Genomic DNA, 24323 nt, shown 5'->3' on the forward strand with positions numbered 1-24323 from the left:
CTACTCAGCAGTACACGCCGACGCGCTATGATACAATACTCTCATACGGCCTAAGGCTTAACCGATAGAAATATCCTTTACACTATCAGCCTAACAGTTAGATAGATTACGTGTCCATTTTGTAAATTGGAATCAACTGCGAGATCCCCTCCACTCCTTATTTCCAATCTATTCTTCATAAAAAAACTCTACTATGTCTGACTCATCTAACTCTGATTTATCTCGTATTGTCCGTGCTGAAATTCACCCTGCAATTGGTGTTGGCAGAGTGGGCAATGCAACTAGTGAATATTATCTCACACCACAAGTGAGTACCCCTGCACCTCGACCACCGCATAGCTACCGCGATGCAACTGGAGCAATAAAGCGAGAAGCAGTGCAATTCCGCATCTACGGCTACGATGCCGGTGGCGAAGTTGTGGCCGAGCTCACAGCAGATAATGCCGAAATCGAATGGCAGGCGCACATCGCAAACCTCAAGTCGGCTTGGTATGAATTCAGTGTCGCTCTCGACCTCAAGCAAGCAAAGGACATCAAAATGCCGCGTCGCAACCCAAATGTGGTCGATCCTGAAGATCGTGCAGCCTTGATCATCGATCCTGGCTTGCGCAGCATTTCAAGCAAAAATCAAGAGCAAGGTGCACGCTTCGACAGTGGCACATTTATGGGAGAGAAAGTCTACTTAGGTGAACTCCGCACCGATGACGCAGGACGCCTACTTGTCCTCGGTGGTCATGGCGTGTCAAACTCACCTACAGGCATGCCAGCCTTCAACCCGGCGCAAAACAATGGCTTTGGCAATGCCATCGGATGGCATGACGACACCTCTGATGGACCAGTCGATGCCACCGTTACGATCAATGGATCCGAGATCCCTGTCGAGGGAGCCTGGGTAGCCTTTGGCCCCCCCAAGTTTGCGCCCGACATCATCGGCTGGCGCACCATGTACGAACTCCTCGAGGAGCTCTTCATTAAGAATGCTATGCTCGACGCTCCAACAAAAGTGTCCTTTACCAAGCACGTCTACCCGATCCTCCAGCGCCTATCTGGACTACAATGGGTAAACGCAGGCTTCGCTACTATGTTTGGGGCCGATGGTCCACTCAACTTCGAAAACCCGTCATTCATCGACAAGCTCTGCCGGATCCATGGCGAGCGTGATGCATTTGGAGGCTTACGCCGAGAAATCTATAATTCCTTCCGCCCAGCTCAGGACAATCCAGGCGCGAACCCACGTACATGGCCGTGGCTTTACGGCGATGCCTTCGGCTCCTATGATGACGACCTTTCAGCCGAAATCTACCTCCTCCTACCTGACCTCCTTGAAAAATCGCTGAAAGCTTGGATGCTCGGCGACTTTGTAGCCGACTGGGCCGAAGTCGCTGCTCCACCGCAGAACATCGACCAAGTACCACTTGCCGAACAGCCGATGTCTCTCACTAAGGCTTCCCTGCACTTCTGTGCTGCCGACGCCTTCCACCCAGGTATCGAACTCACCTGGCCAATGCGCCACATCACCATGTACCAAGCCCCATTCCGTATTAAGCGCAATAAAGGAGGATTACCGCAACTCGACTTCGGCAGCCACCTCACACAAGACATCGCCCTAGCCGTCGATGGACCTCTCAACGCTCAAGGACCAGGTGGACTCACCCGCTGGATGTTAGTCCCTTGGCAAGTAGACACCGCAGGCTGCCGCTCTGGCTATACCAAGTCATATGACTCGACTATTCCCACATTCTGGCCTGCACATGTACCAAACCAAGTCCTCACCGAGGAAGATTACCAGACTCTCATGAACACCAGCAATAATCCTGTAGAACGCCGTAATGCTTTCCTCCACCGTGAATCCTGGTACGCCACTATGCCCACTCACAACAGTAAAGAGCAGCTCTCTCTTATGGTCAGTTACTTCAGCAAGATGGGAATCATCGAAGCTCGTCCAGGCCCAACAGACCTCGATGGCGTACCTACCACCATATACGTCCAGACGGTGCCCAAAGAGTTAGAAAAATCAGTCCAATCAGCGGCTTCCAGCGTGCGCAAATCTACCAAACAGGCTGCCGCTACACATGCAGCTCAGCAGGCTGGATTCAAAGATGAAAACGACAGAAAGGACATGAAAAACATTCGCTTCCAAAAGCCATAAGCCACCGATGTCATCCCATACTGATGTCCTCATCCAAGGGGCTGGACCCGCCGGCCTTTTCGCAGCCTCATGGCTCGCACGAGAAGGTCATTCGGTTTTAATCCAAGAGCGCCCCCGCGCTTCTCCACTACAGCGCATTGAGGCGCTTGGCCCAGATGTCCTCTACTACCTCCGCCAGATCGGACTCGACCGCTCCTGGCTCAGCAAGGTCGCTCAGCCAGTTCCTGGGACTATATCTCGCTGGTCCACTGAGGAAGAAGAATATAGCGATGCTATGCTGAATCCACACGGCCATGCTTGGAGTACCCGCAGAGACCACTTCGACTCCGCACTGCGCAATCACGCTCAGATACTAGGAGTGCAATTTACTAAAGAAGCTAGACAGGCCGATATCATTCTCACCGCAACTGGATCAGAGACTGCAAAAAAAGCTATCATTACCGACAAGCTGATCGCATTCACCCGTAACTACCATTGCCAGAATGTACTTGATCTACGCCTTCGGATCGAAGCCACACCTCACGGATGGTGGTATGCACAGCCTGCTCCTGGAGGCATTATTGGACTTGGTTTCCTAACAGATCGTGAAACTATCAAAGGACTCAACAAAGAGCATGTTTGGCAAGAAATGCTACCGCCTAGCCTAGTGAGCATCCTCATGTCTGCGCAGATGCAGAGCCCGATTCACGCAACTTCCGTAACATGTGCACTCGTCAGCCACTCTCACCATCATATCGGCAACGCCCGCGCCTCATATGACCCCCTGACTGGCCGTGGGGTCGCAGAAGCACTGCGCAATACCCTAGAAACAATCTCGAGCCTCCCCCATGAGAGCGGTTCTAAACCCACCGAGATCGAACAACACTACAACGCCTATCTAACCGAACGTAGACAACTCTATACACTTGGTTTTAAACGTTTTAAATCTGATTTTTGGCAGAGGCGCATCACTACCCCTTCAAGCCTCGTTCGAAGCTACTGATAACCGCACTCAGTACCCACTCCGCTACTCTCGACTATGGCACGAATAATATTTTCCTTTTCGTGAAGTGATCGTAGTCCTCAACACCTGAAAAGCGCATACCCATAGAATTTTGAGATAGTTCTGAAGTCCTCCTTAATATGCTCTGAATGAGTAGACATAAACACCTCTAATCGTTTAGCCAAAATAAATTACACACAATCTAACATAACTATATATTGATTTTTGTTAGATTGCATGAAAATATCTAACAGATTGAAAAATAAAATTCCATGAATCTAACAAAAACTCCAGTCGTCACTATCAAGGGTAAAGCTCTCTATACCACCTCAATAAATGAAAGGTTTATTGTCAGAGGTGTAGCTCTCTCAGCTAAAGATGTCCCAGCTTTACAAATCGATGATATTCTCTCTGACACGCACATCGACTTCATAAAGAAAACCGTCATTCCACAGCTGTTAAAGCTGAATGTGAATATGATTCGCGTGTATCAAGCAAACCCGAAGAACAGCCATAGTAAGGTAATGGAAGAACTTTCAAAAAATGGCATCTACGTCATGCTCGGTCTCGCCACTTCCATATACTCTATAAAGCGTATGAACGCTGAATACACTCAGTCCACATTTAATCATGCGGCACAACTTGTCGATGAGTTTAGTAACTACGAGAACACTCTCTGCTTTTCCGTAGGTAACGAAGTAGAATTTCCAGGCCAACAAGCAGCCAACTTACATCAAGATACCCCCAATCAGACGGATGCAGAAATCGTCCAAATGACGATCAATCTTGAATTGAAGGTTGCCCAAGCGATGCGCTCCTTCGCACGGGACGTGAAACACCACATCAGCACAAACAACTACCGCACCATTCCAGTAGGATGTGCCATGCAAGATGGGCCACAAAGCTCTTGGACAACTACGAACCCAAACGACTACGAGGTCGGCATTATCGGCACTGATATCATTGCCCAATACTATGCTAGCGGAGATAGCACTGAGAGAATGGACTACATTGGCATCAATACCTACCGCTACCTCAATGGTAACCCAATGTCCTCCTATGATGGACTTGCTATTGAGGCTAGCCCTCTACCAGTACCAGTGATTCTCAGTGAAACTGGCGGCCTCTCCTCCACTCCTCGCGATTGGAAAATTGTCCCAGAAATGTACACGCGCACTGAACTCTACCCTCAACTCTCTGGCCAAATCGCCTTCCAAATGCTTGAAGAAGGAGCAGGCTTCGGTCTCTACTCAGTAAGCAACAACAGTGGAGCCCTCACCCTTACTGAGACCACAAATGGTGGCGCCAGCAATCTAGCTAGTGTATACGCTACCGCAGCATCCAAGCCTGTACACACCATCGCGTCGACGCCGAGCAGCCCAACAAGTCCTCCTCCATCAGCTGGTAATGCGCCAGCAGTCAAGATCACTTGGCCTAGTTCATTACTCCCTCTAAAAACCTATCAAGCTCCAAATGCTAGTATCACAGTAAAAAACTACGCCACCTACCCAATCCAGCTCGTCCAAAATGACGCAGTAGTTGGCACTATAGCTGCAGCGGCATCTGAAACAAGGCCGAGGTCTGGCATGATGAAAGTCACTCCCGGCGTAGCTCTTTCTATGCAAAGCAAAGTGAAAAACAATTGGGATGCAGTGTGTTACCTACCTGCTCATAAAGTAAAAGCTGGCATCACAGTCAGAAACGATGTTAGCTGGCATGTAAATGCGGTGTGTCCATTAGGGGCCTAATCAAATAAAAAGCTACTCTTCACTTAGCTTGCAAATTGGCAAATGAATGACGTCTAACATAAAATGTTCCTACACGAAACAAAGCAAGAAGCTCACCCGAACCGATCAAGCAAAACGAAAAATAGCTCCCCCCCTCCGTTTAAAGACCATAGATACGAAACTTCGCAGCTAAAGGGTGTACACCAAAAAAGCTGCTCATGCCCCGCATGCACTATGGTGCAGCCCCTACAACTTAAAGGAGTCGTACAACGGTTCTGTGGTGTACCAGGCTGCTCCGACCCTATGTGCAATGACCCCAAAAATCATAGCATATCCCATTTTAGACGTCTAAGAAATGTCGATGTTTACCATGCCGAGCGCGATAAAAAGGATCTAGGGAAAGGCTCGGGAACGAGTAAAAAAACACGAGACTACGTTCAGGACCCTAATTCATTCTACCCAGAAGAAGTCTCTCTTTCATACACGAATGAGGATGAATCCTACCGAGGAAGATCCAGCTACATCCAGCCACCCCGCACGTCTAACATGAAGCCTGATGCAGGCCATATCTTCGGCAATCAATATGGAGGATCAGGAAAAGATACCGCAAACATCTTCGCGCAAGAACCGCGCCACAATAGAGGTAACAGATATAAAGGCAAACGAACCTTTAAGAAGTGGAGAAGAACAGAAAATGAAATTCGGAGAGGTATCCAAAAAGGACACAAAATGCGTGCCACAGCCAAACTCTATCGCAAACGCCGTATTCGATACGACCCTTCTACCATTAGCGATGAGGATCACCGTAATTTTATGAAATATTGGTACTACTCACGCAGAGACCATGATGACCACGACCCAAGTGGTGGCGGAATCATGACATAGTATCTAAAAATCCTAAGCAGCAAAGAACAGCGATTGGGCGCAGACCTTCACCTTAACTCACACACCTAAACACCTCATGAAGCACCTAGCGCTGTTTCGATGCGAGAAAATAGCTGATTCTGATCCTCAGCGTCCATTGCCACAATAATCAGCAAGAAACTTCCGTTCCCGATTTCACGTAATGGAGGAATACCTAACACTGCTCCAGTACGTGATTCTTGATCATACAATAACCCAGCAGAATCCAACCTACGTAACAATTCCTCCGTCGCAAGATTTGGCCAATGGTTTGGAGAAAGGTGCTGCACGACATACCGATCCACGGATTGTCCAGCATGTACCACTCGTTCCCACACACCTCCATAAATCGGTAAAGAACCACCAATACGAGCATTCATTTCTGTAAACACATAATCACCATCATCATTGATCAAGCCGTCAGCACTTAAATATCCGCGATAACCTATGGCATGATAACTACTAGCTAGGCGATGGGCATCTATTCGAGCTTTTTCTAGACCCACCGGATGCACATCCCATTGCAGCGGCGTATGTTCACGCACCATTTTCCCAGCTTCATATTCAAGCCCACCAATAGCGCGCAAAGCAACTCCATCGTCACGCGATTCAAACTCAAACCACACGGTTCGATAACCTAAACACAACTCTTCAACCACGACAGGAAAACGGCCAGCCACAGACGACCAATGCCATAAAGATTCCATACTGTCCTCTAATTCACCAAGATCGTTAGTCCAGATCGAGCCCGCCGTACGAGGAACTAAATGTGACCCTTTAGAAATCACCGCACACCCAGCACCTGCCCCATTGTGTGACTGTTTCACCATCACCCCATCTGCCCCTTTAAGTAACCATTGAATACGATCAGGCAACTCTTCTTGAGTTTGGCAAACACCACCTTTAGGAATCGGAACTTCGGCAGACGCTGCCAGCACTCGAAAACTCGACTTACTATTAGCAAATGCAGCCCCACCTTGACTAAAAAACGCCGATCCTGGATACACATGCTCAATTCCCAAGCACTGAGCCAATTCAGCCACCTGAACACTCGGCCATAAACTCACAAGCTCCGTACAATGCTCCGCATAATCCTCTAACTTATGAAGAAATAATGGTTCAAGTAAAGCACGAGGCTCAAACACACGACCTTCATTCTCACTCTGGCCAACAAGAATGAAAGTTAGAGAGTCATCAGAAATCCCCAAATATCCACAAACATGCTTGAGAAATAGGCGATCTGGCTCGGAAGACACAATAACTACATCACCTTCCTCTAACAACCAGAACACACGTTGCGTGAATGTTCGTTGATCAGGCTGCTTTAGTAATGAAGGATCAATGTGGTTGGCAACAATAAGACGATTACACGACATAAACTAATGATATTATCTATAATCTTCTAGTGTACCATCGCGCACAGTATCGAGCGTGAAGCAATGAAAACCTCCACCAAATAGCCGTCTGTGACGATGCCTTACTGGCACCACAGTAAAGTTTTCTTTTTCCAAAGCTTGAATCACACTCGGGCAATCCTCATTCACTAAAACTGTCTCAGGGTCAATGGACAAAACATTCAAATCAATATAAGGAGATGTGAGTAACAAATCTCCGTCATCGTAGACTGGAAATTGATTCTCCGTCGGCTCGGGAGGGATAATGCATTTCCACTTCTTGAATGGCTCTGGTAAAAACTCTCTCACTCGCTGATCACGTACTAAAAAAACACCAGGCTTTAACGCCAAAATCATACTATCAATGTGATTATCACTCATTTGGTGCACTCGATGTACTCGATAACGGTCTCCTAAATGACGCTCTAGCCACTCACATGCACTCGCATGATTTGCATTAGCTATATTCACGATCAAATCTTTTCCCAAACGTAACACCTGAGCTCCATCCAAAATCATTTCATAACCGACATCAAATGGCGATGATTGCGGGTTTTCAATCGGCTCCGTAGGGCCACCTAGAGTGGTCTCAGTCGAACGCGCATAGGACAAATCAAAAGAACGATCTGTCAGCATCGGTCTCGGCATAGTCGTCCACTTTGCCCCTGCATCGTAATACTCGCGAAACACCTTCGACAATAAACGCGTCTCGAGATAACGCGAACGAACTGCAGGAGGAGTCTCAATGATCTCATTACCTAGTAAAAGCGTGTTATCTCGAATGTTCAATGCCGGTACTGGTAACGCCTCCCACCCGAAACCACGAATCGCCTCAGCATCTTCTGGTAATGGAATTGGCCGAAGCACTTTCACACCCAGCATCTCGAGAGTATCGGCCAACCCCTCCACATCCTCATTCAGCTCATCCACGTAACGCTTCTTGATCGTCCACTCACGCTCTTTCACTTGCTTCTGAGTAGAGCTTTTCAAACGAGGGTATGCCCAATCACTTCGGAACAAATTCTCATGAAAAAATAAATCAAATGAAACCTCTCGGTCATGCGAGCAATAATTCTTAGCACTACCTACTATCACCTCTCGTAATGGTGACCATTCATCAAAACTATTCAACATATCTAGTTCTTATTATATTAAAAAAATTCACTCCAACTCCACACTACAACACTTAAGAAACTACCCCAGAGTTCCTATTCATTTCTTTATCAATCAAATAGTCCAGATGCTCTATCAATGCTTGTGTTGAGTATGTCTCACGGCCCAAAAATGCCTGCATCCGATCCGTCTGAAAGTATGGCGTCTCCCTACGCTCCTCATTCTCTAGGCTGAGTCGTATTTCTCCGCCCGTGCGTACAGCGATAAGCTCCGCTACACCCTCCCAAGACAGAGACTCTACACCTACACAGAAATAAGTAGAATCAACACTCTCACTCCTTGTCAGCTGAGCCAATAACTGTGCCAACACATGCACATCACACAGCTGAAAACAACCACGCTGCCCTACTGTTAGTAAGCCACTCGTAAACGCCTCCTCCACTAGAGCATGCACTTGCTGTGGACCACGAAACGCCGCATCATCAAATGCGGGACGTCCCACCACGGGACCAGGTCGCACTACTACACTCGAAATTGCATGACGCGCACACGCAGCCCGGAAAAACATTTCTCCAGCAGCCTTAGTCGCCCCATAAAGCTCTTGGCTGCTATACACTGCGCTCTCATTAATCCGTCCCACAGACCCACGATGCACCGCTGTCGAGGATAGATAAATAGCACGACGAACCTTCGCTTGACCTACAGCTTCAAAAAAGCGTGCAGTAATACTCGCATCATACCCTTCTATTTCTCGCCGCTCATCTCCCCACACGAGTGCAGCATAAATACAGCAGTCCTGCCCCTCTAACACAGACCTATACCAGCTAGGATCTTCCAGATCCGCTTCCACAATGGTTAATCCATCACCATAACCTCCACGGCTCAGCTTCTCAGGATGACGTGTCACTACTGTTACCTCATGACACTGCTCTAATAAATGCTTCAGTATGTGAGTTCCTATATAACCAGAACCGCCTGTAACTAGTGTCTTCATCCTCCAGTAACAAAACACTCCACATCCTCGGATTCGACACCGTCCTCACCATACTCTATAGCCTCTAAATCAAGTGAAGCCAAACAGCGCAAAGTAACCGTATCCATCCACTCTGCCCCACCAGATAAAATAACCTGTGAAGTCATCCACCCAAGGCGCTCGATATAATGTCTAAGAAATAACTGTGCAGGCATCGCTCCAACACAAAAATGTGGACCCCAGCCGAAGCCAAGATGGGCCTTCGCATTACGATCCGGATTAAATTTATCTGCATCCATAAACATCTCAGAGTCCCTATTCGCAGAAGCCAATAATGTAATAAGCGGATCTGTCTTTCGAATCTTCTCTCCCCCCAGAGAAACATCCTGCGCAGCAAACCGCATCGTAGCTTGAGCTGGACTGGTTAGGCGTAACAACTCTTGAACCACTCCCGTCATAGAATCGCATTCTTTGATCTCAGCAACTAAACTTGGATCCTGTAAGCCTAAGTTTAAAAAGCTCCCCATCGATGTATAAGCTGTACTGTAAGCTGCATTGAACATCGCTGACACAGTATTGCGCACATAGCCAAAAGACATCGATTTTATAGCATCTTGAGCGTGTAGTCCAGCAAGCACACTCCCTGGCAAAAAATGCTCCATCGAAAGATTCACCACTTTATTTAACTCCTCAGTAGCCAATTCACCAGCTCTCTGTCGTTGAGGCTCTAATGCACTATCCATTGCTCGCGTAATTTCCGTAAACATCCTGCTATAGCGCTCTACAGAGAGCCCCCTCACACCTACGAGTCGCGTCGCAAAATCAAGCGCTACTGGTGCCGCCACCTCTTCCATAAAATCAAAGTGACCACGATTCACTTGGCGGGCAAATAACTCCTCCAGAAGTGACACAGACTCCTGACAAATCTCCTCCACATCCACATGTTCAAACGCTGTGCTAATCGCACGCCGCAGCGGCATACTATGAGGAGGATCATGTGACTGGATCGTCATTTCTTCTATATCTTGCTCTCCTAAGCCTAACACCCGCATTGGATTCCGTGAAAATACATCAGGAGCAGCTAAAACGCTCTTGCAGTCCCTATACCCACTCACAATCCAAGCGTGAAGCTCCTCATGCCAAAACACAGGGTGCTCACGCCGAATCTCTGCATATACAGCAAAAGGGTCAGCTAAGGTATCTGGATGCAAGGGCGTGTACTTCATTCTAAAATAGCTTCTTTGATCAGCATCCTTTCTTCTCCGAACTAAAGCTCGTAGATACCTTTTGCTCGTCAGCATACAAATTCTCTAAAGGAATACGAAATGCGGCAGAAAGCTTATATGCCATATTCAACGTTGGCTCCAGTTTACCAGCTTCAATCAACTTGATATTCTCAAGAGATATCCCAGTAAGCTCAGATAATTTCTCAGGACTTTCCGCATCTATAGGTGCTCGTTTAAGCAATTCAGAAATACGGTTAGCTGGCATTTTTGATACAATATGATCGTATGTCATTTCTTAATTAGGTTTTTTGTTTATCGCAACGTAACTCCGTCACAAAATACTATCTAACAGATTCAGAACATTCTGTCAATAAGCACACTACCAATATAACAAAAAAACAGTTAGACAATGAAACGTCTATAAAAATAGACTCTATCGTAACAACTACTGACTATATGAACAAAAAAATCATCAAAAAATCCCCATCACAAATGAAACTAATGCGCCAAGCTGGAAAAGTAGCTTCTAACACCCTGCTCGCCGTTGCTGAACGGATCACCCCAGGAATCACAACTGAAGATTTGAATCAGTTTGTCCACCTTGACACTATCAAACAAGGAGCCACGCCAGCTCCTCTCAATTACCAGGGATTCCCTAAAAGCATCTGCACCTCACGCAATGAAGTTGTCTGTCACGGAATTCCTAAAGATAATGAATTCCTAGAAGAAGGAGACATAATCAACATCGACCTGACCTCCCTCTATCAAGGCTATCATGGCGACACCTCAGCCACCTTCTTTGTAGGTAAGCCGAGTGCAGAAGCGAAACACTTAGTTGAAGTAGCTCGCGAAGCCCTCACTAGAGGTATACAGGCAGCACGCTGTGGATCCACATTTGGAGACATTGGAGCCGCTATCCAAGACTTCACAAGAGAAGAAGGCTGCACAGTAATCGAACGCTTCGACGGTCACGGAATAGGAGAACATTTCCACGAACCCCCGTGGGTCAACCACTATGGAATGAAAGGTTCAGGCAACACCATAGAGGAGGGTATGACCTTCACCATCGAACCTGTTATAGTCCTTGGTAGCCAAGAAGTCCAATTACTAGAAGACGGTTGGACGATGATTACCAAAGATGGCTCACTCGCCGCTCAATTTGAGCACACAGTTGCAATCACAACACTTGGAACAGAAATCCTAACAGACCGATCTAACAAACTAGCTAATTGCGAATTAATATAGGATTCTTTAATAAAGCAACAACATACAGACACACCTAAGTTAAAGCTCCGTATGCATTAGATGACGACCTGCACAAGCATGTATGTAAGCAGCATACCTCTTAAATACGGGTTCCACGGTCCGCCAGCTCCACACCTTGTCGGAATAAATTCTCTAAAGTTTTCTCACACAGATAGTACCATGAAATTAATCACTACCCTAACCACTATCATCTCAACTCTCACCCTTATGGTCTCAAACACATCTGCTCAGGAACCAGCAGCGATCAAGCGCCCGAAAGTGATCTTCTTTGATGTCAACGAGACTCTGCTAGACCTCGAACAAATGCGTAGCTCGGTAGGCAAAGCTCTGGGAGGAAATGAAGAACTCCTGCCTCTCTGGTTCTCCACCATGCTGCACTACTCACTGGTCGATACTACCACCGAGCGTTACCACGGATTTGCCGACATCGGGGTAGCCGCCCTTATGATGGTTGCTAAAAACAACGACATCGAAACCACCGAAGAACAAGCGCGTGAAGCTATCGTCACTCCGCTCCGTAGCCTCCCACCTCATCCAGATGTGAAAGAAGGACTCCAATCACTCAAAGACCAAGGTTATCGTCTAATCAGCTTCACTAACTCTTCGAACAAAGGTGTCCAGACACAATTTGAAAACGCAGGATTAATCGAATTCTTCGAGGCACGCCTAAGTGTCGAAGACATCAAAACCTACAAACCTGCACTTTCATCCTACAAATGGGCGCTCGAACAGGCGAATGTGAAACCAGAAGAAGCCATGATGGTCGCTGCTCACGGCTGGGACATTGCCGGCATCAAAGCTGCAGGCATGACAGGTGTCTTCGTCACCCGCCCAGGAAAAACAACCTACCCGCTCGCGATCCCAGTAGATAAAAAAGTCGCCACCATCACCGAACTTGCAGAATGGTTAAAAACCCTCGATGAGTGATCGGCTCTTACTAGCTGTGCCCCTTTAGTCCTTGATTGGTCGGCCCCTTGTTTTACATTCAATGCACAGCATTATGTCAACAGACACACACTCCAAAGCCATTGGCTATATTCTCTGGATTTTCGGCTTCACTGGCGCACACCGCTTCTACTACGGCAAACCCATCACCGGCGTGATCTGGTTTTTTACAGCTGGCTTGTTAGGCATCGGCTGGCTCATCGACCTCTTCCTCATCCCCTCCATGGATAAGCAATGCGATTTCCGCTACCGCTCAGGGGCTGTCGACTACAATATCGCGTGGGTTCTCCAGACCTTCCTCGGTCTCTTTGGCATCCACCGTTTCTACATGGGCAAGATCGGCACCGGCCTCATTTGGCTCTTCACCGGTGGACTCTTCGGCGTCGGCTACGTCTACGATTTCTTCACGCTCAACGAACAAATCAGCCTACGCAATAGCCAAAGTTAAGGCGCCAGCCGAGCTTTGCGGTAGTCCTTCAGATAATCAAAGCCCACCAGCCGGCCGTTCTCCTCATCGTGTAGACGGTACTTGAGACAAGCCAAACTACTGCGCAATGTCATGGCCGGCACCTGCTGGAACAATGGCTCAGAGTCGTGGCATTCCTCTAATCGATAATTCGGAATGCGTGAGCTCAGGTGATGAATATGATGAAAACCTATGTTACCTGAAAACCACTGCAGGACTTTGGGCAATTTATAAAAGGAACTCCCTTCCAGCGCCGCCGCGGCGAAGTTCCATTCCTCATTGCGCGCCCAATAGACATCTTCAAACTGATGCTGGACGTAAAAAATCCAGACACCTGCTGAGTTCGCAACAAAGCTAACGCCAAGCTGGAGAATCAAGTACTTCTGCCACCCCAAAAGATACCAACCCGCACCCACCATCACTGCGATCCCTAGATTGGTCCACAACACCGACAGGCGATCCTTCCGACTCGCCTTCTTTACCGAAAATCGATACCAAATCAAAAAGAGAAACATCGGAGAAACCGTAAAGAGAAGGAACGGATTTCTCACCAAGCGGTAAAGCAACCGCATCGACCAAGTCGATTCCTCGTACTCTTTGACCGTCATCGTCCAGACATCGCCTTCAGCGCGACCATCGAGATCCCCTGTGGTAGAGTGGTGAATCCGGTGCTCCCAGTGCCAAAATCGATACGGTGTGAACACCAGCACGCCTGTGATATAACCCCAGATATCATTGGCTCTGCGCGATTTAAAAAACGACTGGTGACCGCAATCGTGGAAGATGATGAAGATGCGCACGCCCAGTCCACCACCAATCAACATCAGCGGAATGGTGAGCCAAGGCGAGATCTCATACACGAAATACATGGCTACCCACACCGCGAAGAACGAAACCAGAGTATTTACCAGCTGCCAACAAGCCTTGGCTAAATCAGGCTGTTGGTATTTCACCACGATTTTTCGCCATGCCTTTGGGTTTTTGAAGACTTCGGCTTTGTCTGTAGGGGTGTCTTTACTCACAAGATGAGGCTTCTTGCCTATCCGAGCACACTCTGCAAACAAATAACAACACGCACTATCATTCTCCCTCCAAAGAAACTCTCTCACCAAAAAATTACGAAAAAACTCCCCCGCCACCCAGCTCATATACGCTTGGCTCTTCTACCGCGAACAATAAAGATGCTACCCCCTCCTCATCATGGTCATGCCAGACCACCTCCACATGCTCATCAGCTTCAGTTGGCACAAAAGTGCCGGAATGTCCACGCTCATGAAATCGAGGAAACGCTACATCGCCAAACAATGTAATATCCAATGGCAACGCGATTTCTTCGACCACCGCATCCGCAACCAAGAAGACTTTAATCAAAAATGGGACTACATCATCAATAATCACACTACACGACAATTTTTTTGGGAAAAGCTCCATTATCAATCCATCCTAAAAACTGATTCCACAGTTGCTCTAAGCGTTTGGGGTGATTGAGCATTTCAATCACATGCTCGAGGCCAGCCCTGAAGTAACTCTTGCGTTTTATATAAGCAGGCAGGGTTTTGTTATGCTTCAAAATGACTCCCCAACTAAAACAGAAGAAGAAGCTTAGGGTGACCACGGCTACTAGTGTGTCGACTCTTTTTGCTTCCCTTAGATGAGTGTCTTCTATGTTGAGCCCTTTCTTTTTGAAGTGACCAAAGAGTACTTCAATACCCCAGCGACGCTGATAGGCGTTCAGAGCTTTCTTACTTTTGAAACGGTTACTCACGACGTAAAGCGTTTGGGTACGTTGTGTTCGAACTTCTTTTTTACCAAAATAGAGATTCATTCCCCAGATACTTTGGCGTTCTACCCGCGAGCGTTTACACTCCATAGCGAGTAGATCACCAACAATGGTATTTGCTTTGATTCGCAACACAAAAGTAACTTCCTTCTTGTCTAACCAAGCAAGCCACCTCTTCCCGTGGAATTCGCGATCCATAGCAATGAAGTAAATGTCCTTGGCAGGCAGAACTTCGAGAAGTTTACTCATTAGCCCAATGCGTAGCTTTGTGTTGGAGTTCCCTCGTTTGGAAGTCTGTGGTAAGGTTTGCCAAACGAGAGGAACAGCTATTTTTCCCACAATCACTCCGATAGTTAGGATGTTGATGTGAGTTTTACCGAACTGCCAATTGGTTCGATCAATACTCAAAATATAGCCATCCTTAGGTTTAGGGATTTTTCCCAAAATGAGTTGCGTGATAGCGAGCATGGGCAGTTCCCATGTGGCAAAGAACCTTTGGAACCGACGGTAACGACTACTTTGTGAGCACTCCATTTGGCTATCCGTGGCCAGCTTCACCAAATTGACAGATCGAGACTTTGTGATCGCAAAAATAATGTCAGCGAGACACTTGAGACGTGAAAGATTCCCTCCAACCTGCTGTCTCAGAGTTGTTAGTATAGAAATGTGTAAAGACATGCCTATTTTGCGGCATGGCACTTGTAGTCAAGGTTTTATCTAACAAGCAGTTGTGATTTTTTGTCGTGTAGTGTGATCAATAATCCCATCAATGCCAGCTTAGCAACCTCCTCTAACGATTGGCACTACCTTCCTTCACGACGACCGCATACTAAACAGCCCCGAAAACAGCTGCACAGCCTGACGCGAGGGATAATACCATTTGAGTGGATAGATTGTCGAAATGGCGGTGTTAATTTGGCCTTCATCTCAAGGCATGACGAAGGATTGTAGCAGGCTACATGACTGAGGAAAAACGCAGAAATGAAGCCGAAGTAATGCCGCTCTTTATTGTAATCAGCTCCGCTGACTAGCGTTCAAATCAAAATCATCAAAATCATCCATTCCGACAATATAGCCGGGAGAATGGTATAAGCGCCCCCGCTACATCACACGTCGTAATCAGCCTAACTTTTAGCCTCCGATGCTTCTTCATCTAACGACTAATAGAATTTCTAAAAGACAACTGCTGCCCTCTGTATTCTGAGTCGGTGTGCCGCTCACTATCAACTTGCATTCGACTTCTTCTCTTTTAGGTTCCTCGCAGTCCCCCAATACGTACTATCAAACCATGGTCAAAGATCCTGAAGAATCGAGTGTCATACTCACTGAATTGATGTTGCCGTCCCACTCCAACTTTAGTGGGAAAATCCACGGTGGTTATATCCTTAATCTCATGGACCAGATCGCCTTTGCGGCGGCTTCAAAGTTCTCTGGCAAGTACTGTGTGACAGCCTCGATCAACAAAGTTGACTTCAAGAACCCTGTCAATGTGGGTGAATTATTAAGCCTCAAAGCGAGGGTCAATTATGTTGGGCGCACCTCAATGACGGTTGGTATTCGCGTCACTTCTGAGAACATCCAGACGGGTGAAATCAAGCACTGCAATTCTTCCTACTTCGTGATGGTCGCCAAAGATGACAATGGCAAAAATGCCATGGTGCCGAAGCTCAGGCTGACTTCCGACCAAGACGTCCGCCGATTCGTGCGCGCCAAAAGTAAGCTCGAAAACACCCGCGCCCGCGTCAGAGAGTTCGACGCAGCATGCTTCGACGCCCAAGCACACCTCGATTCGTTAAAAGACCACCGCGTGGTGCTGGATCTGCAGTGAGGTACACCACCCTAACACATCGATAAACCCTTCCGCCAGGCAGGGATGGTTTTCCAAACCGTCCAGCGGAGATGTTGGTTTATCCCCACGCGAAGGCCCAAACTTTCCCAACACGACACCTCACGTCCATCGTTACAATCGCCTACAAGATGAATCCCCCAAGAAAATCATAACATCTCACCGCATTCGAACAATAGAGCGTCACGGTGATGTATGGGGACATTCAGCTCAATGCCCTCAAAGACGCGTTAGCAGCCGGACGTGCAACTCAATGACATTAGTAAATCCGCACATCACCAAAAACTTTCTCACACCTTTGCACAAACCTCCTTCACGGTTAGTCTCACCATTCAGCTAGGCAGGGACGGTTTTCCAAACCGTCCGGCGGTCTTGAGGGCTTATCCCCTCGCGAAGGGTCGAATGCTCCAACCAACGAGACCTCACGCGCATAGTTGGAATCGCCTACACGGAGAATCATACAGATCGATTGTTAGATAATCATAACATCTCACAGAATTCGAACAATGGGGAGTCGCGGTGATGTATGGTGACATTCAGCTCAATGCCCTCAAAGACGCGTTAGCAGCCGGACGTGCAACTCAATGACATTAGTAAATCCGCACATCACCAAAAACTTTCTCACACCTTTGCACAAACCTCCTTCACGGTTAGTCTCACCATTCAGCTAGGCAGGGACGGTTTTCCAAACCGTCCGGCGGTCTTGAGGGCTTATCTGCACGCGAAGGGTCGAGCGCTCCTAACAAGAGACCTCACGCGCATAGTTGGAATCGCCTACACGGGGAATCACACAGATCGATTGTTAGAAAAACATACAGCTCACAGCATTCGAACAATGGGAAGCCGTGGTGATACAGGGTAATGGAGCAATTTAACGCCATCGAAGGAATCTTAGCCGTCGGACGCTTAAGGGTACGCGTCCCTCTCATTTTCTAAAGCTGTAAAAGGGCGTATCATCCCCTCTCCCAAAAGGCTCAACCAATGGCATTACGTCCTCATCAAAAAACTCACTTAAAAAAATAATCATACATGCTCAGCACAATTGAATAATATGGTGTGTATCTGCAGACACCCCTATAATCAACAGTCGCAGGCCATCTTTTTAATAAACATGAAATAACCCCCCAACAACACACCTAATACACTAACAGTTAATCACTTTACATTTTTAAAACTATTGTTAGAAAGAAGGAAATAAATCCCCTTCTTGTGTGTCAAAAATTATTGTAATTATCCACGGCTGGAGCGATGACGCTCAGTCTTTCCAGCCTCTCGCTAAGTACATCCGCAAACACTGCACTCCCAGTGTTAAGACCATCAAACTCATCGATTGGCTCTCAATGGACGATGACATCTCCTACACTGATCTCGCCGAGGCGTTTGATCAGGAATGGCGGCATAAAGAACTCAAACGTACTCCTCATTCTGTAGATTTTGTCGTTCATAGCACAGGAGCTCTAGTCCTACGCGAATGGCTGACTAAGTATTTCAAGACTCCATCGAAGTCACCCGCTCACCGCATCCTCATGCTCGCTCCTGCGAACTATGGATCCTACCTCGCCGATGAAGGGAAGACCTTCATGGGAAGAGTCTTCAAAGGAGGTTTTGGTGATACTGGTAAGAAGTTACTCGATGGCCTCGAACTCGCTTCTCCTTACACACAAGAGCTTTCTGCGAGAGACATTTTTAAAGGCTGGTTTGACCCAACTAAAAAGCACTTGGTCACCACACTGATTGGAAACAAAGGCTATGGAGGCTTAACAAACATTACCTATCAAGACGGCAGTGACGGCACAGTCTCTATCCCCTGCGCTAACCCCATACCTTTTGAAATTAACGCCACCTATACCACTGACACCGACTCCTATCACCTCTCGACGACCCCTTTCTCTGCAGATACAGCATTTGCTGTCTTTGATCGATACAACCACAGCTCCATAGCGGGTAAAAAACGCATCAACCCCAAACTAGGAGAGGCTATCAAACGTGCACTCAGCGTCACTGCAGAGACTTGGCCACAGCACAAACAATGGATAGCCCAGCACTCCGTGATAGAGAGAGAGCAATACGCCAACCTTGTGTTCTGCGTCAAAGACCATCTCGGTCAACCAGTCGATCGCTACTTCGTGCTACTCAGCTCATGGCTAAAGCAAGGGAAGCTCGATAAACTCGAAGGAATAATCGATGTCCACCGCCTCAAAACAGATCCCTCACGGCGATCCTTCATCATCGATGTCGGAAAGCTTAAAAAAGAGCTCAAGGGCTCCGACCTCAGTCTTCAAGTCATCGCGGATCCTACTTGCCCTCCAGAGAAAACCAGCGAACGCATCGCCGGCTATCCAGCACAGCAAGACATACCTGCAATCCGTATCGCCGCTAACCAAGTCGATACCTACCTAGCCCCAGGAAAAACCATCTTCCTCAACGTCTCCATCCCACGTCTTTTCCATAAGGTAGTGACCATTTCTGAAAATAAATAAACGAATATCGTCCTCACTCTCGTGGCTAAACTACTGAAATTTTTATACTAAGTTATCCTATGTTCTCTCAGCAAAATATCGTCTTCGTCGTCATCGTTCTCGCCTTTTTATGCGCATTAGGCATCGCTCTCTACGGGCTCATCACCAACAAGATTAATCGCATCTACCTCACAGGGCTCGTTTCTACAATTCTGATTGGTGCGGGTACTGCCATCTTCTCACAAAACAAAGAAGCTAAACTCGAAAACCGCGTACTAGAAATCCAACATGCTTCCTTCAAAGATGACCAATCGGCGCTAGATCGAATCTCTCAAATTCAAGTCCTTCTCGATAGAGAAGGGCTGAATAGCGATTTTACCACCTCCGACATTACCTCACTAAAATCAAAAATTGCCTCCCTTAAATCAGATTTAACCGCAAGCCTCCCAAAAACAGAGCATCGGGCTATCCTTGCAAGTAAGAATCAAGAGATTAGAAAACTAAAAGAATCTAAGGGACAATTAGAAACCCAGCTCCTCGCTTCTAAAAACGAAACGCAGTCCTACAAAGACTACCTATCCAGACTTGGCATACAGCTCTCTAGCAATACACCTTCAGTAGCTTCACTCATCACGGGCCTGTTAAACTCGGTCGACCTAAAAGCAGCCTTCCTAAATCACCTAAAAACGCGCAAGTACTACCACGTGCTCGAGGATAAAACTTATGTTGAGGAAGACATCGCAGATCTTACCGATTGGACAAACGACGTGCACAAGGCTCTCAACGAACTCTTAAGAAACGGAGAAGGCCCCTTCAAGCGAGAATTTATTAAAGTAAAACTCTCTATCCCCTCACATAATCGCATCCCTGATGACCAATGCGCTGTGCGCAAAGGCAGTGTCTTTTGGCTAAAGAAGCTCGAAGTGACTGAAAATGCCCTGATCGGAAAAACTAGCCCGATTCGAGCCGTGAACCAGCACTTCGCTCCACCCAGCGAGGACGATGTCGAGCTCATTCAAGTAAACCAGAAAACTGCAAAGAAAATCCTCGGTATAGATACCCTCCCGAGCTCCACCGTCACTGCATACGCCATGTTTTTCCCATTGGACTAGCAGCAATGTGTTTTATGAGTAAAACACACCAAACTAATACACGCACTGTTACGTTTACTTATTAGGCAGCGATAGGTGCGCCTTTAACTTTACCTACATCCGGCTCTCGCATCTGCCATTTGTTTGGCGAATGGATGGATACGATCATTACACGAAGGGGCTGTCCCCCTATTTATGTGGAGGGAGCAAACACATCGCAGCCAGAAACAAACCACCCACACACATCGCCATACCATTCCGCCAGGCAGGGATGACTGTCCTCAGTCGTCCAGCAGGGTTGATGCGTCATAAAATCCAAAAGGTCAAAAAATAGCCATCACGATCCTTCACGAAAACCGCCCCCCTAAAGCCTCCGAAGACAGCTGCACAGCCGGACGCTTGTGGACAAGCGTCCCTGCCAACGCTAGGAACCAAACAGCTTTTCTCCATCTCATATTCTGCACCCTATGCTCTATTGCCCCTTCAACTTCTCGACTTCTAACTTAAGCTTTTTAAGCTCTAGCTCTTTGATTGCGTCGTCCATTTTCTGCACGCCGTTCTGCCATTGGCGAAAACCATAGAATGAAATTCCAGCTCCCACAGCTACTAGACCTAACAGGAGGCGTTTAAACCCCTTCCTATCTTCACCAATCACTTCTATTTGTTTCAATGCTGAGGCGACTACTGGCGAGTCTTTGGCATTGGCAAACTCAGGATCTCGCTGATGTACCGCTTCCACATCTTTGGCGAATTGGTGGATGCGCGCATTGTTCATACGGTTGAGTTGAATCGAGCCAATAACACTCGAGACGATTAAAGTCAGACCAAAGATTGCATAAAACTTGTACACATTGTCCGTCACACTCGGGATAGAAAAAGCCATAGGTATTAACTAACAGATCACAGTCAGAGTGGGATAGTATCAATTCGCCTTCTTTTTGTAACTACGCTTGTACGCGTAAGCATAAGGCTGGGACGGTTATCCTCAACCGTCCGGCGGGGTTGAGGGCTTATCTGCACGCGAAGGGTCGAACGCTCCTAACAAGAGACCTCACGCACATTGTTGGAATCGCCTACACGGGGAATCATACAGATCGATTGTTAGATAATCATAACATCTCACAGAATTCGAACAGATGGGAAGTCGCGGTGATGTATGGTGACATTCAGCTCAATGCCCTCAAAGACGCGTTAGCAGCCGGACGGTTTGGAAAACCGTCCCTTCCATGTCATATGTTTCTAAGAAGAGTTTAGTCAATTCATCCCTCACCTTCTGACCTCCTTCAAAACAAACCACCCTCACACTTCGCGCCATCCTTCACACAGGCAGGAATATCTCACAGAAATAATCACCTCTGGGTCACTGCCTCCGCCAATCACAGCGCTCGACACAATCTGAGCATTGCTGCTCTTTTTGTAAGGAATCGCGTTCTCTTGCAAGGTGCTTTCCACGTCCTGCAAGGCCTCCGCATGAAAGCATCTCTGCAGTTCTACCAAATGCTCTGATTCACACACGTCACTCATAACGATGTAGCTCTAACAAGTATATTTTAACTAACAGTTGTGAAATGAACAGTTTTTCACTTACTATTTCAGATCGTATCTGATTGACCTCAGATAGGGTTTAATCTCTAGAAAATCAGATATTATTAATGCTATAGATCCACCATACTGAGCAGGGTTTAGCATCACATTCTTTCACATAAACGCACTCCTAAAGAGCCTTTCATCCACTAGTATGATTTTTGCTCCCCACAAAGACAGCATACTCCATAATTTTTCTCTCTACACCCATCTACCCTATATTCATCAACAGAGTAACAACCACCACATGAACATTCACGTCTACCTTCAATAGCATATCCTTCATTGGGTGCTGCTATTTCCCTACACACCTCCTCCACCAGCTTTCCACAATTTACACAATTACTCATATCGTTATTTATCCATTAAGTTAATAAATTTACAAATTTTTCGATACTAGTCACCTCTACATCACAGCTTTCCAATATTGTAGAAATATACAAATCAGATTGATCTAGACTCTTCCAGAGTTGATCTAATTCTGGAGAACACATTACAGGTATATTCGAAATCATTTGATCCAACCTTTGGCAGTCTAAACGTATCTTCCTCATATTACTTAGAACATAATATCTATTCAATTTATCTAAGTTATAAAGGAAAGATTGTAACCTGCTCTTAATTATTCTTTTTTTTGTCGCTATGGCTTCTTGAGAAACTCTAGCAAAACTGACCGAACCTTTGTCCCCTTTTACCCACAAACCATACACAGACACATGAGAAGCCAATTCTCCTCCTAACCACTCTTTCGAAGAAAAATAAGATTTAGATAATGTAATCAGGTCTAATCCATCTGTCTGTACTCGAGTTTTATCTGCCCCATCTTTGAGCTGATCAACAACCCTAAGTATATCAACATCTGACTCAGATGATGCCATACCTCTTGCAGCTGAGCCAAAAAGTATAATCTGATACGAATCTTGTTCAAAATCCGTATAGTCAAAACCAGCTCGAACTATCGCATGTTCACACAAATCTTGCGCTTCAAATAAATCCATCACATCAGAATATCCGATTCGCAAACTTCATCACTAAAATCTGCAAGCACACCTTCATCAAGCTGTGCTATATCACCATATACCCCTCCAAGCATATCAACTATATCTTCATACAAATATACCGCCACATCACTGATCAACCTCTTTTTATTTAATGCCTTCAAAACAAACCGAAGAGGCGTCTCCTCTGTAACCCCGTCAACACCAATCCCCTGACTATAACTCACGAGAGCAGTCGTCAACGAGTCCAGATAGGGTATGAGTTCATCCCCACTATCAAAGATAGTGTTTTTAATATCACTACATATCTCTTTTATATCTTCACTCAGCTCAGTTTTTAGTGATTCTTCCATGTTGACTCTTTTGCTCGTTTGACTCGTTTGGCTCTTTTGACTCTTTTGACTCGTTTGTCTCGTTTGTCTCGTTTGTCTCGTTTGTCTCGTTTGTCTCGTTTGTCTCGTTTGACTCGTTTGACTCGTTTGACTCGCTTGTCTCGCTTGTCTCGCTTGTCTCGCTTGTCTCGCTTGTCTCGCTTGTCTCGCTTGTCTCGCTTGTCTCGCTTGTCTCGCTTGTCTCGCTTGTCTCGCTTGTCTCGCTTGTCTCGCTTGTCTCGCTTGTCTCGCTTGACTCGTTTGACTCGTTTGACTCGCTTATGACATCAACTATGACTATGGTTGGATCATATTTATCAACTGCTTGTTCTGAGCCAGCTAATAAAATGAGAAGTACAATTAAATACTGTACTGCATAGAAAAAAACAGAAGGTGTTTCTCTAAACAAAGGAACATGAGTCCGTGTGCCTCGTTTCAAAAAGCCGAAGAGCTTCGCCCATATACCGCTAGGAGTACGATAGTTTTCATGAGAAACCTTTTTCTTAGATTGCTTGGAGAGAAATGTATAAATGCTAGGTGATATCAATCTTTCATTTTCAGATTTCCCCTCTAACTTAAATAACTTCTTAATATTTCTCTCCAAGATTTGGACTCTTGAGATTAATTTTTGAGCATTTCTCAGCTGCTCATTTTCCACAATTATGAAAGAGGTGGGCAATAGCCCCATTATAATCAACCATCCCCACTCAAAAGAATCTCCGTAAACACCCTTGTATTTTCCAGCCAAAGACGCTCCTAGAACCAATGTTACAGACCAAGCTTTTACCCTAAATCTATGAGCTCCATACGCATCAATTTTCCCTTGAAGAACCTTCCATTCTTCCAGAGCTATGTCACGAAGCTCGCTTTTATAGTTTGAGTCTTCTTCCATTTATTTTTACATCCAGCGTAATATGAAAAACTTACCATTATATTGACCATTTAATACATATAACGGCTTGTTAGTTTTTCGTGCGAATCAAACTCTATGTGGTATCTTTTCCCACTTGCAAATCTCACTCAGCACACCATTCACCCGCCTTCGCTAAA

24 protein-coding genes are annotated in these 24323 nt (G+C 46.5%); 11 read left to right on the top strand and 13 right to left on the bottom strand.

Annotated elements, in window-relative coordinates:
• Window positions 1-193 precede the first annotated feature (193 nt).
• From ACFPK9_RS07860 to ACFPK9_RS07875, 4 genes are all read left to right on the top strand, one after another.
• Complete coding sequence (locus tag ACFPK9_RS07860; protein WP_377094296.1) at window positions 194-2149, top strand: LodA/GoxA family CTQ-dependent oxidase; 1956 nt, start codon at window positions 194-196, stop codon at window positions 2147-2149.
• A gap of 7 nt (window positions 2150-2156) precedes the next feature.
• Window positions 2157-3131, top strand: coding sequence for an NAD(P)/FAD-dependent oxidoreductase (locus ACFPK9_RS07865; RefSeq protein ID WP_377094297.1), 975 nt, complete (start codon window positions 2157-2159; stop codon window positions 3129-3131).
• A gap of 272 nt (window positions 3132-3403) precedes the next feature.
• Window positions 3404-4879 carry a glycoside hydrolase family protein gene (locus ACFPK9_RS07870; protein ID WP_377094298.1) on the top strand — a complete coding sequence of 492 codons (1476 nt, stop codon included), beginning with the start codon at window positions 3404-3406 and terminating at the stop codon, window positions 4877-4879.
• A gap of 213 nt (window positions 4880-5092) precedes the next feature.
• Window positions 5093-5743, top strand: coding sequence for a helix-turn-helix domain-containing protein (locus ACFPK9_RS07875; RefSeq protein ID WP_377094299.1), 651 nt, complete (start codon window positions 5093-5095; stop codon window positions 5741-5743).
• A 74-nt stretch (window positions 5744-5817) separates the two neighbouring features.
• On the opposite strand, the gene ACFPK9_RS07880 is transcribed toward ACFPK9_RS07875, so the two are convergent.
• Genes ACFPK9_RS07880 through ACFPK9_RS07900 form a run of 5 tightly spaced genes read right to left on the bottom strand, consistent with a single transcriptional unit; the run spans window position 5818 to window position 10759 of the window.
• On the bottom strand, window positions 5818-7137 hold the full coding sequence (locus ACFPK9_RS07880) for a preATP grasp domain-containing protein (RefSeq protein WP_377094300.1): 1320 nt from the start codon (window positions 7135-7137) through the stop codon (window positions 5818-5820).
• A 12-nt stretch (window positions 7138-7149) separates the two neighbouring features.
• Window positions 7150-8289 carry a glycine amidinotransferase gene (locus ACFPK9_RS07885; RefSeq protein ID WP_377094301.1) on the bottom strand — a complete coding sequence of 380 codons (1140 nt, stop codon included), beginning with the start codon at window positions 8287-8289 and terminating at the stop codon, window positions 7150-7152.
• Window positions 8290-8341: 52 nt separating this feature from the next.
• A complete protein-coding gene (locus ACFPK9_RS07890; RefSeq protein ID WP_377094302.1) occupies window positions 8342-9262 on the bottom strand; it encodes an NAD-dependent epimerase/dehydratase family protein in 921 nt (306 codons plus the stop codon).
• Entirely contained in the window at window positions 9259-10467 is a 1209-nt protein-coding gene (locus ACFPK9_RS07895) for a cytochrome P450 (RefSeq protein WP_377094303.1), read from the bottom strand. The genes ACFPK9_RS07890 and ACFPK9_RS07895 overlap by 4 nt, the downstream gene beginning before the upstream one ends.
• A gap of 19 nt (window positions 10468-10486) precedes the next feature.
• Entirely contained in the window at window positions 10487-10759 is a 273-nt protein-coding gene (locus ACFPK9_RS07900; RefSeq protein WP_377094304.1) for a helix-turn-helix transcriptional regulator, read from the bottom strand.
• Window positions 10760-10923: 164 nt separating this feature from the next.
• Between ACFPK9_RS07900 and map the strand changes: the two genes are divergently transcribed.
• The 3 genes from map to ACFPK9_RS07915 all read left to right on the top strand — a co-directional run bounded on the left by map (window position 10924) and on the right by ACFPK9_RS07915 (window position 13126).
• Complete coding sequence (gene map / locus ACFPK9_RS07905; RefSeq protein ID WP_377094305.1) at window positions 10924-11712, top strand: type I methionyl aminopeptidase; 789 nt, start codon at window positions 10924-10926, stop codon at window positions 11710-11712.
• 180 nt (window positions 11713-11892) lie between these two features.
• The gene (locus ACFPK9_RS07910; protein WP_377094306.1) at window positions 11893-12660 is read left to right on the top strand and encodes a haloacid dehalogenase type II; all 768 of its coding nucleotides are present in this window, start codon (window positions 11893-11895) and stop codon (window positions 12658-12660) included.
• Between the two features lie 73 nt (window positions 12661-12733).
• A complete protein-coding gene (locus ACFPK9_RS07915; RefSeq protein ID WP_377094307.1) occupies window positions 12734-13126 on the top strand; it encodes a TM2 domain-containing protein in 393 nt (130 codons plus the stop codon).
• Here ACFPK9_RS07915 and ACFPK9_RS07920 read toward each other — a convergent pair.
• The 3 genes from ACFPK9_RS07920 to ACFPK9_RS07930 form a co-directional block, all read right to left on the bottom strand.
• Window positions 13123-14166, bottom strand: a complete 1044-nt coding sequence (locus ACFPK9_RS07920; protein WP_377094308.1) for a fatty acid desaturase — start codon at window positions 14164-14166, stop codon at window positions 13123-13125. The genes ACFPK9_RS07915 and ACFPK9_RS07920 overlap by 4 nt on opposite strands.
• A 94-nt stretch (window positions 14167-14260) precedes the next feature.
• Window positions 14261-14542, bottom strand: a complete 282-nt coding sequence (locus ACFPK9_RS07925; protein WP_377094309.1) for a hypothetical protein — start codon at window positions 14540-14542, stop codon at window positions 14261-14263.
• Window position 14543: 1 nt separating this feature from the next.
• Window positions 14544-15602: an IS4 family transposase gene (locus ACFPK9_RS07930; protein WP_377092544.1), complete on the bottom strand. Its 1059-nt coding sequence runs from the start codon at window positions 15600-15602 to the stop codon at window positions 14544-14546.
• Between the two features lie 610 nt (window positions 15603-16212).
• Here ACFPK9_RS07930 and ACFPK9_RS07935 point away from each other — a divergent pair.
• From ACFPK9_RS07935 to ACFPK9_RS07950, 4 genes are all read left to right on the top strand, one after another.
• Window positions 16213-16752: an acyl-CoA thioesterase gene (locus tag ACFPK9_RS07935; protein WP_377094310.1), complete on the top strand. Its 540-nt coding sequence runs from the start codon at window positions 16213-16215 to the stop codon at window positions 16750-16752.
• 1229 nt (window positions 16753-17981) lie between these two features.
• Window positions 17982-19250 (top strand): esterase/lipase family protein, encoded by a 1269-nt coding sequence (locus ACFPK9_RS07940; RefSeq protein ID WP_377094311.1) that lies wholly within the window; start codon window positions 17982-17984, stop codon window positions 19248-19250.
• A 59-nt stretch (window positions 19251-19309) separates the two neighbouring features.
• A complete protein-coding gene (locus ACFPK9_RS07945; RefSeq protein ID WP_377094312.1) occupies window positions 19310-20341 on the top strand; it encodes a hypothetical protein in 1032 nt (343 codons plus the stop codon).
• Window positions 20342-20471: 130 nt separating this feature from the next.
• Window positions 20472-20654 (top strand): hypothetical protein, encoded by a 183-nt coding sequence (locus ACFPK9_RS07950; RefSeq protein WP_377094313.1) that lies wholly within the window; start codon window positions 20472-20474, stop codon window positions 20652-20654.
• A 138-nt stretch (window positions 20655-20792) separates the two neighbouring features.
• Here the strand turns inward: ACFPK9_RS07950 and ACFPK9_RS07955 are convergent, their stop codons facing one another.
• The 5 genes from ACFPK9_RS07955 to ACFPK9_RS07975 form a co-directional block, all read right to left on the bottom strand.
• Window positions 20793-21203 (bottom strand): hypothetical protein, encoded by a 411-nt coding sequence (locus ACFPK9_RS07955; RefSeq protein ID WP_377094314.1) that lies wholly within the window; start codon window positions 21201-21203, stop codon window positions 20793-20795.
• A gap of 416 nt (window positions 21204-21619) precedes the next feature.
• The gene (locus tag ACFPK9_RS07960) at window positions 21620-21844 is read right to left on the bottom strand and encodes a hypothetical protein (protein WP_377094315.1); all 225 of its coding nucleotides are present in this window, start codon (window positions 21842-21844) and stop codon (window positions 21620-21622) included.
• Between the two features lie 425 nt (window positions 21845-22269).
• The gene (locus ACFPK9_RS07965; protein WP_377094316.1) at window positions 22270-22902 is read right to left on the bottom strand and encodes a nucleotidyltransferase domain-containing protein; all 633 of its coding nucleotides are present in this window, start codon (window positions 22900-22902) and stop codon (window positions 22270-22272) included.
• Complete coding sequence (locus tag ACFPK9_RS07970) at window positions 22902-23255, bottom strand: hypothetical protein (protein ID WP_377094317.1); 354 nt, start codon at window positions 23253-23255, stop codon at window positions 22902-22904. The genes ACFPK9_RS07965 and ACFPK9_RS07970 overlap by 1 nt, the downstream gene beginning before the upstream one ends.
• Window positions 23233-24165 carry a hypothetical protein gene (locus ACFPK9_RS07975; RefSeq protein ID WP_377094318.1) on the bottom strand — a complete coding sequence of 311 codons (933 nt, stop codon included), beginning with the start codon at window positions 24163-24165 and terminating at the stop codon, window positions 23233-23235. Before ACFPK9_RS07975 ends, ACFPK9_RS07970 begins: the two co-directional genes overlap by 23 nt.
• Between the last annotated feature and the right edge of the window lie 158 nt (window positions 24166-24323).

Origin of the sequence: Rubritalea spongiae (genome assembly GCF_042652385.1) — a bacterium.
Taxonomy (GTDB): Bacteria; Verrucomicrobiota; Verrucomicrobiia; order Verrucomicrobiales; family Akkermansiaceae; genus Rubritalea; species Rubritalea spongiae.

Excerpts from the sequence above, each read along its gene's own strand:
- ACFPK9_RS07860 (WP_377094296.1), top strand. The coding sequence starts at position 194 with ATGTCTGACTCATCTAACTCTGATTTATCTCGTATTGTCCGTGCTGAA.
- ACFPK9_RS07865 (WP_377094297.1), top strand. The coding sequence starts at position 2,157 with ATGTCATCCCATACTGATGTCCTCATCCAAGGGGCTGGACCCGCCGGC.
- ACFPK9_RS07870 (WP_377094298.1), top strand. The coding sequence starts at position 3,404 with ATGAATCTAACAAAAACTCCAGTCGTCACTATCAAGGGTAAAGCTCTC.
- ACFPK9_RS07875 (WP_377094299.1), top strand. The coding sequence starts at position 5,093 with ATGGTGCAGCCCCTACAACTTAAAGGAGTCGTACAACGGTTCTGTGGT.
- ACFPK9_RS07880 (WP_377094300.1), bottom strand. The coding sequence starts at position 7,137 with ATGTCGTGTAATCGTCTTATTGTTGCCAACCACATTGATCCTTCATTA.
- ACFPK9_RS07885 (WP_377094301.1), bottom strand. The coding sequence starts at position 8,289 with ATGTTGAATAGTTTTGATGAATGGTCACCATTACGAGAGGTGATAGTA.
- ACFPK9_RS07890 (WP_377094302.1), bottom strand. The coding sequence starts at position 9,262 with ATGAAGACACTAGTTACAGGCGGTTCTGGTTATATAGGAACTCACATA.
- ACFPK9_RS07895 (WP_377094303.1), bottom strand. The coding sequence starts at position 10,467 with ATGAAGTACACGCCCTTGCATCCAGATACCTTAGCTGACCCTTTTGCT.
- ACFPK9_RS07900 (WP_377094304.1), bottom strand. The coding sequence starts at position 10,759 with ATGACATACGATCATATTGTATCAAAAATGCCAGCTAACCGTATTTCT.
- map (WP_377094305.1), top strand. The coding sequence starts at position 10,924 with ATGAACAAAAAAATCATCAAAAAATCCCCATCACAAATGAAACTAATG.
- ACFPK9_RS07910 (WP_377094306.1), top strand. The coding sequence starts at position 11,893 with ATGAAATTAATCACTACCCTAACCACTATCATCTCAACTCTCACCCTT.
- ACFPK9_RS07915 (WP_377094307.1), top strand. The coding sequence starts at position 12,734 with ATGTCAACAGACACACACTCCAAAGCCATTGGCTATATTCTCTGGATT.
- ACFPK9_RS07930 (WP_377092544.1), bottom strand. The coding sequence starts at position 15,602 with ATGTCTTTACACATTTCTATACTAACAACTCTGAGACAGCAGGTTGGA.
- ACFPK9_RS07935 (WP_377094310.1), top strand. The coding sequence starts at position 16,213 with ATGGTCAAAGATCCTGAAGAATCGAGTGTCATACTCACTGAATTGATG.
- ACFPK9_RS07945 (WP_377094312.1), top strand. The coding sequence starts at position 19,310 with ATGTTCTCTCAGCAAAATATCGTCTTCGTCGTCATCGTTCTCGCCTTT.
- ACFPK9_RS07950 (WP_377094313.1), top strand. The coding sequence starts at position 20,472 with ATGGATGGATACGATCATTACACGAAGGGGCTGTCCCCCTATTTATGT.
- ACFPK9_RS07955 (WP_377094314.1), bottom strand. The coding sequence starts at position 21,203 with ATGGCTTTTTCTATCCCGAGTGTGACGGACAATGTGTACAAGTTTTAT.
- ACFPK9_RS07960 (WP_377094315.1), bottom strand. The coding sequence starts at position 21,844 with ATGAGTGACGTGTGTGAATCAGAGCATTTGGTAGAACTGCAGAGATGC.
- ACFPK9_RS07965 (WP_377094316.1), bottom strand. The coding sequence starts at position 22,902 with ATGGATTTATTTGAAGCGCAAGATTTGTGTGAACATGCGATAGTTCGA.
- ACFPK9_RS07970 (WP_377094317.1), bottom strand. The coding sequence starts at position 23,255 with ATGGAAGAATCACTAAAAACTGAGCTGAGTGAAGATATAAAAGAGATA.
- ACFPK9_RS07975 (WP_377094318.1), bottom strand. The coding sequence starts at position 24,165 with ATGGAAGAAGACTCAAACTATAAAAGCGAGCTTCGTGACATAGCTCTG.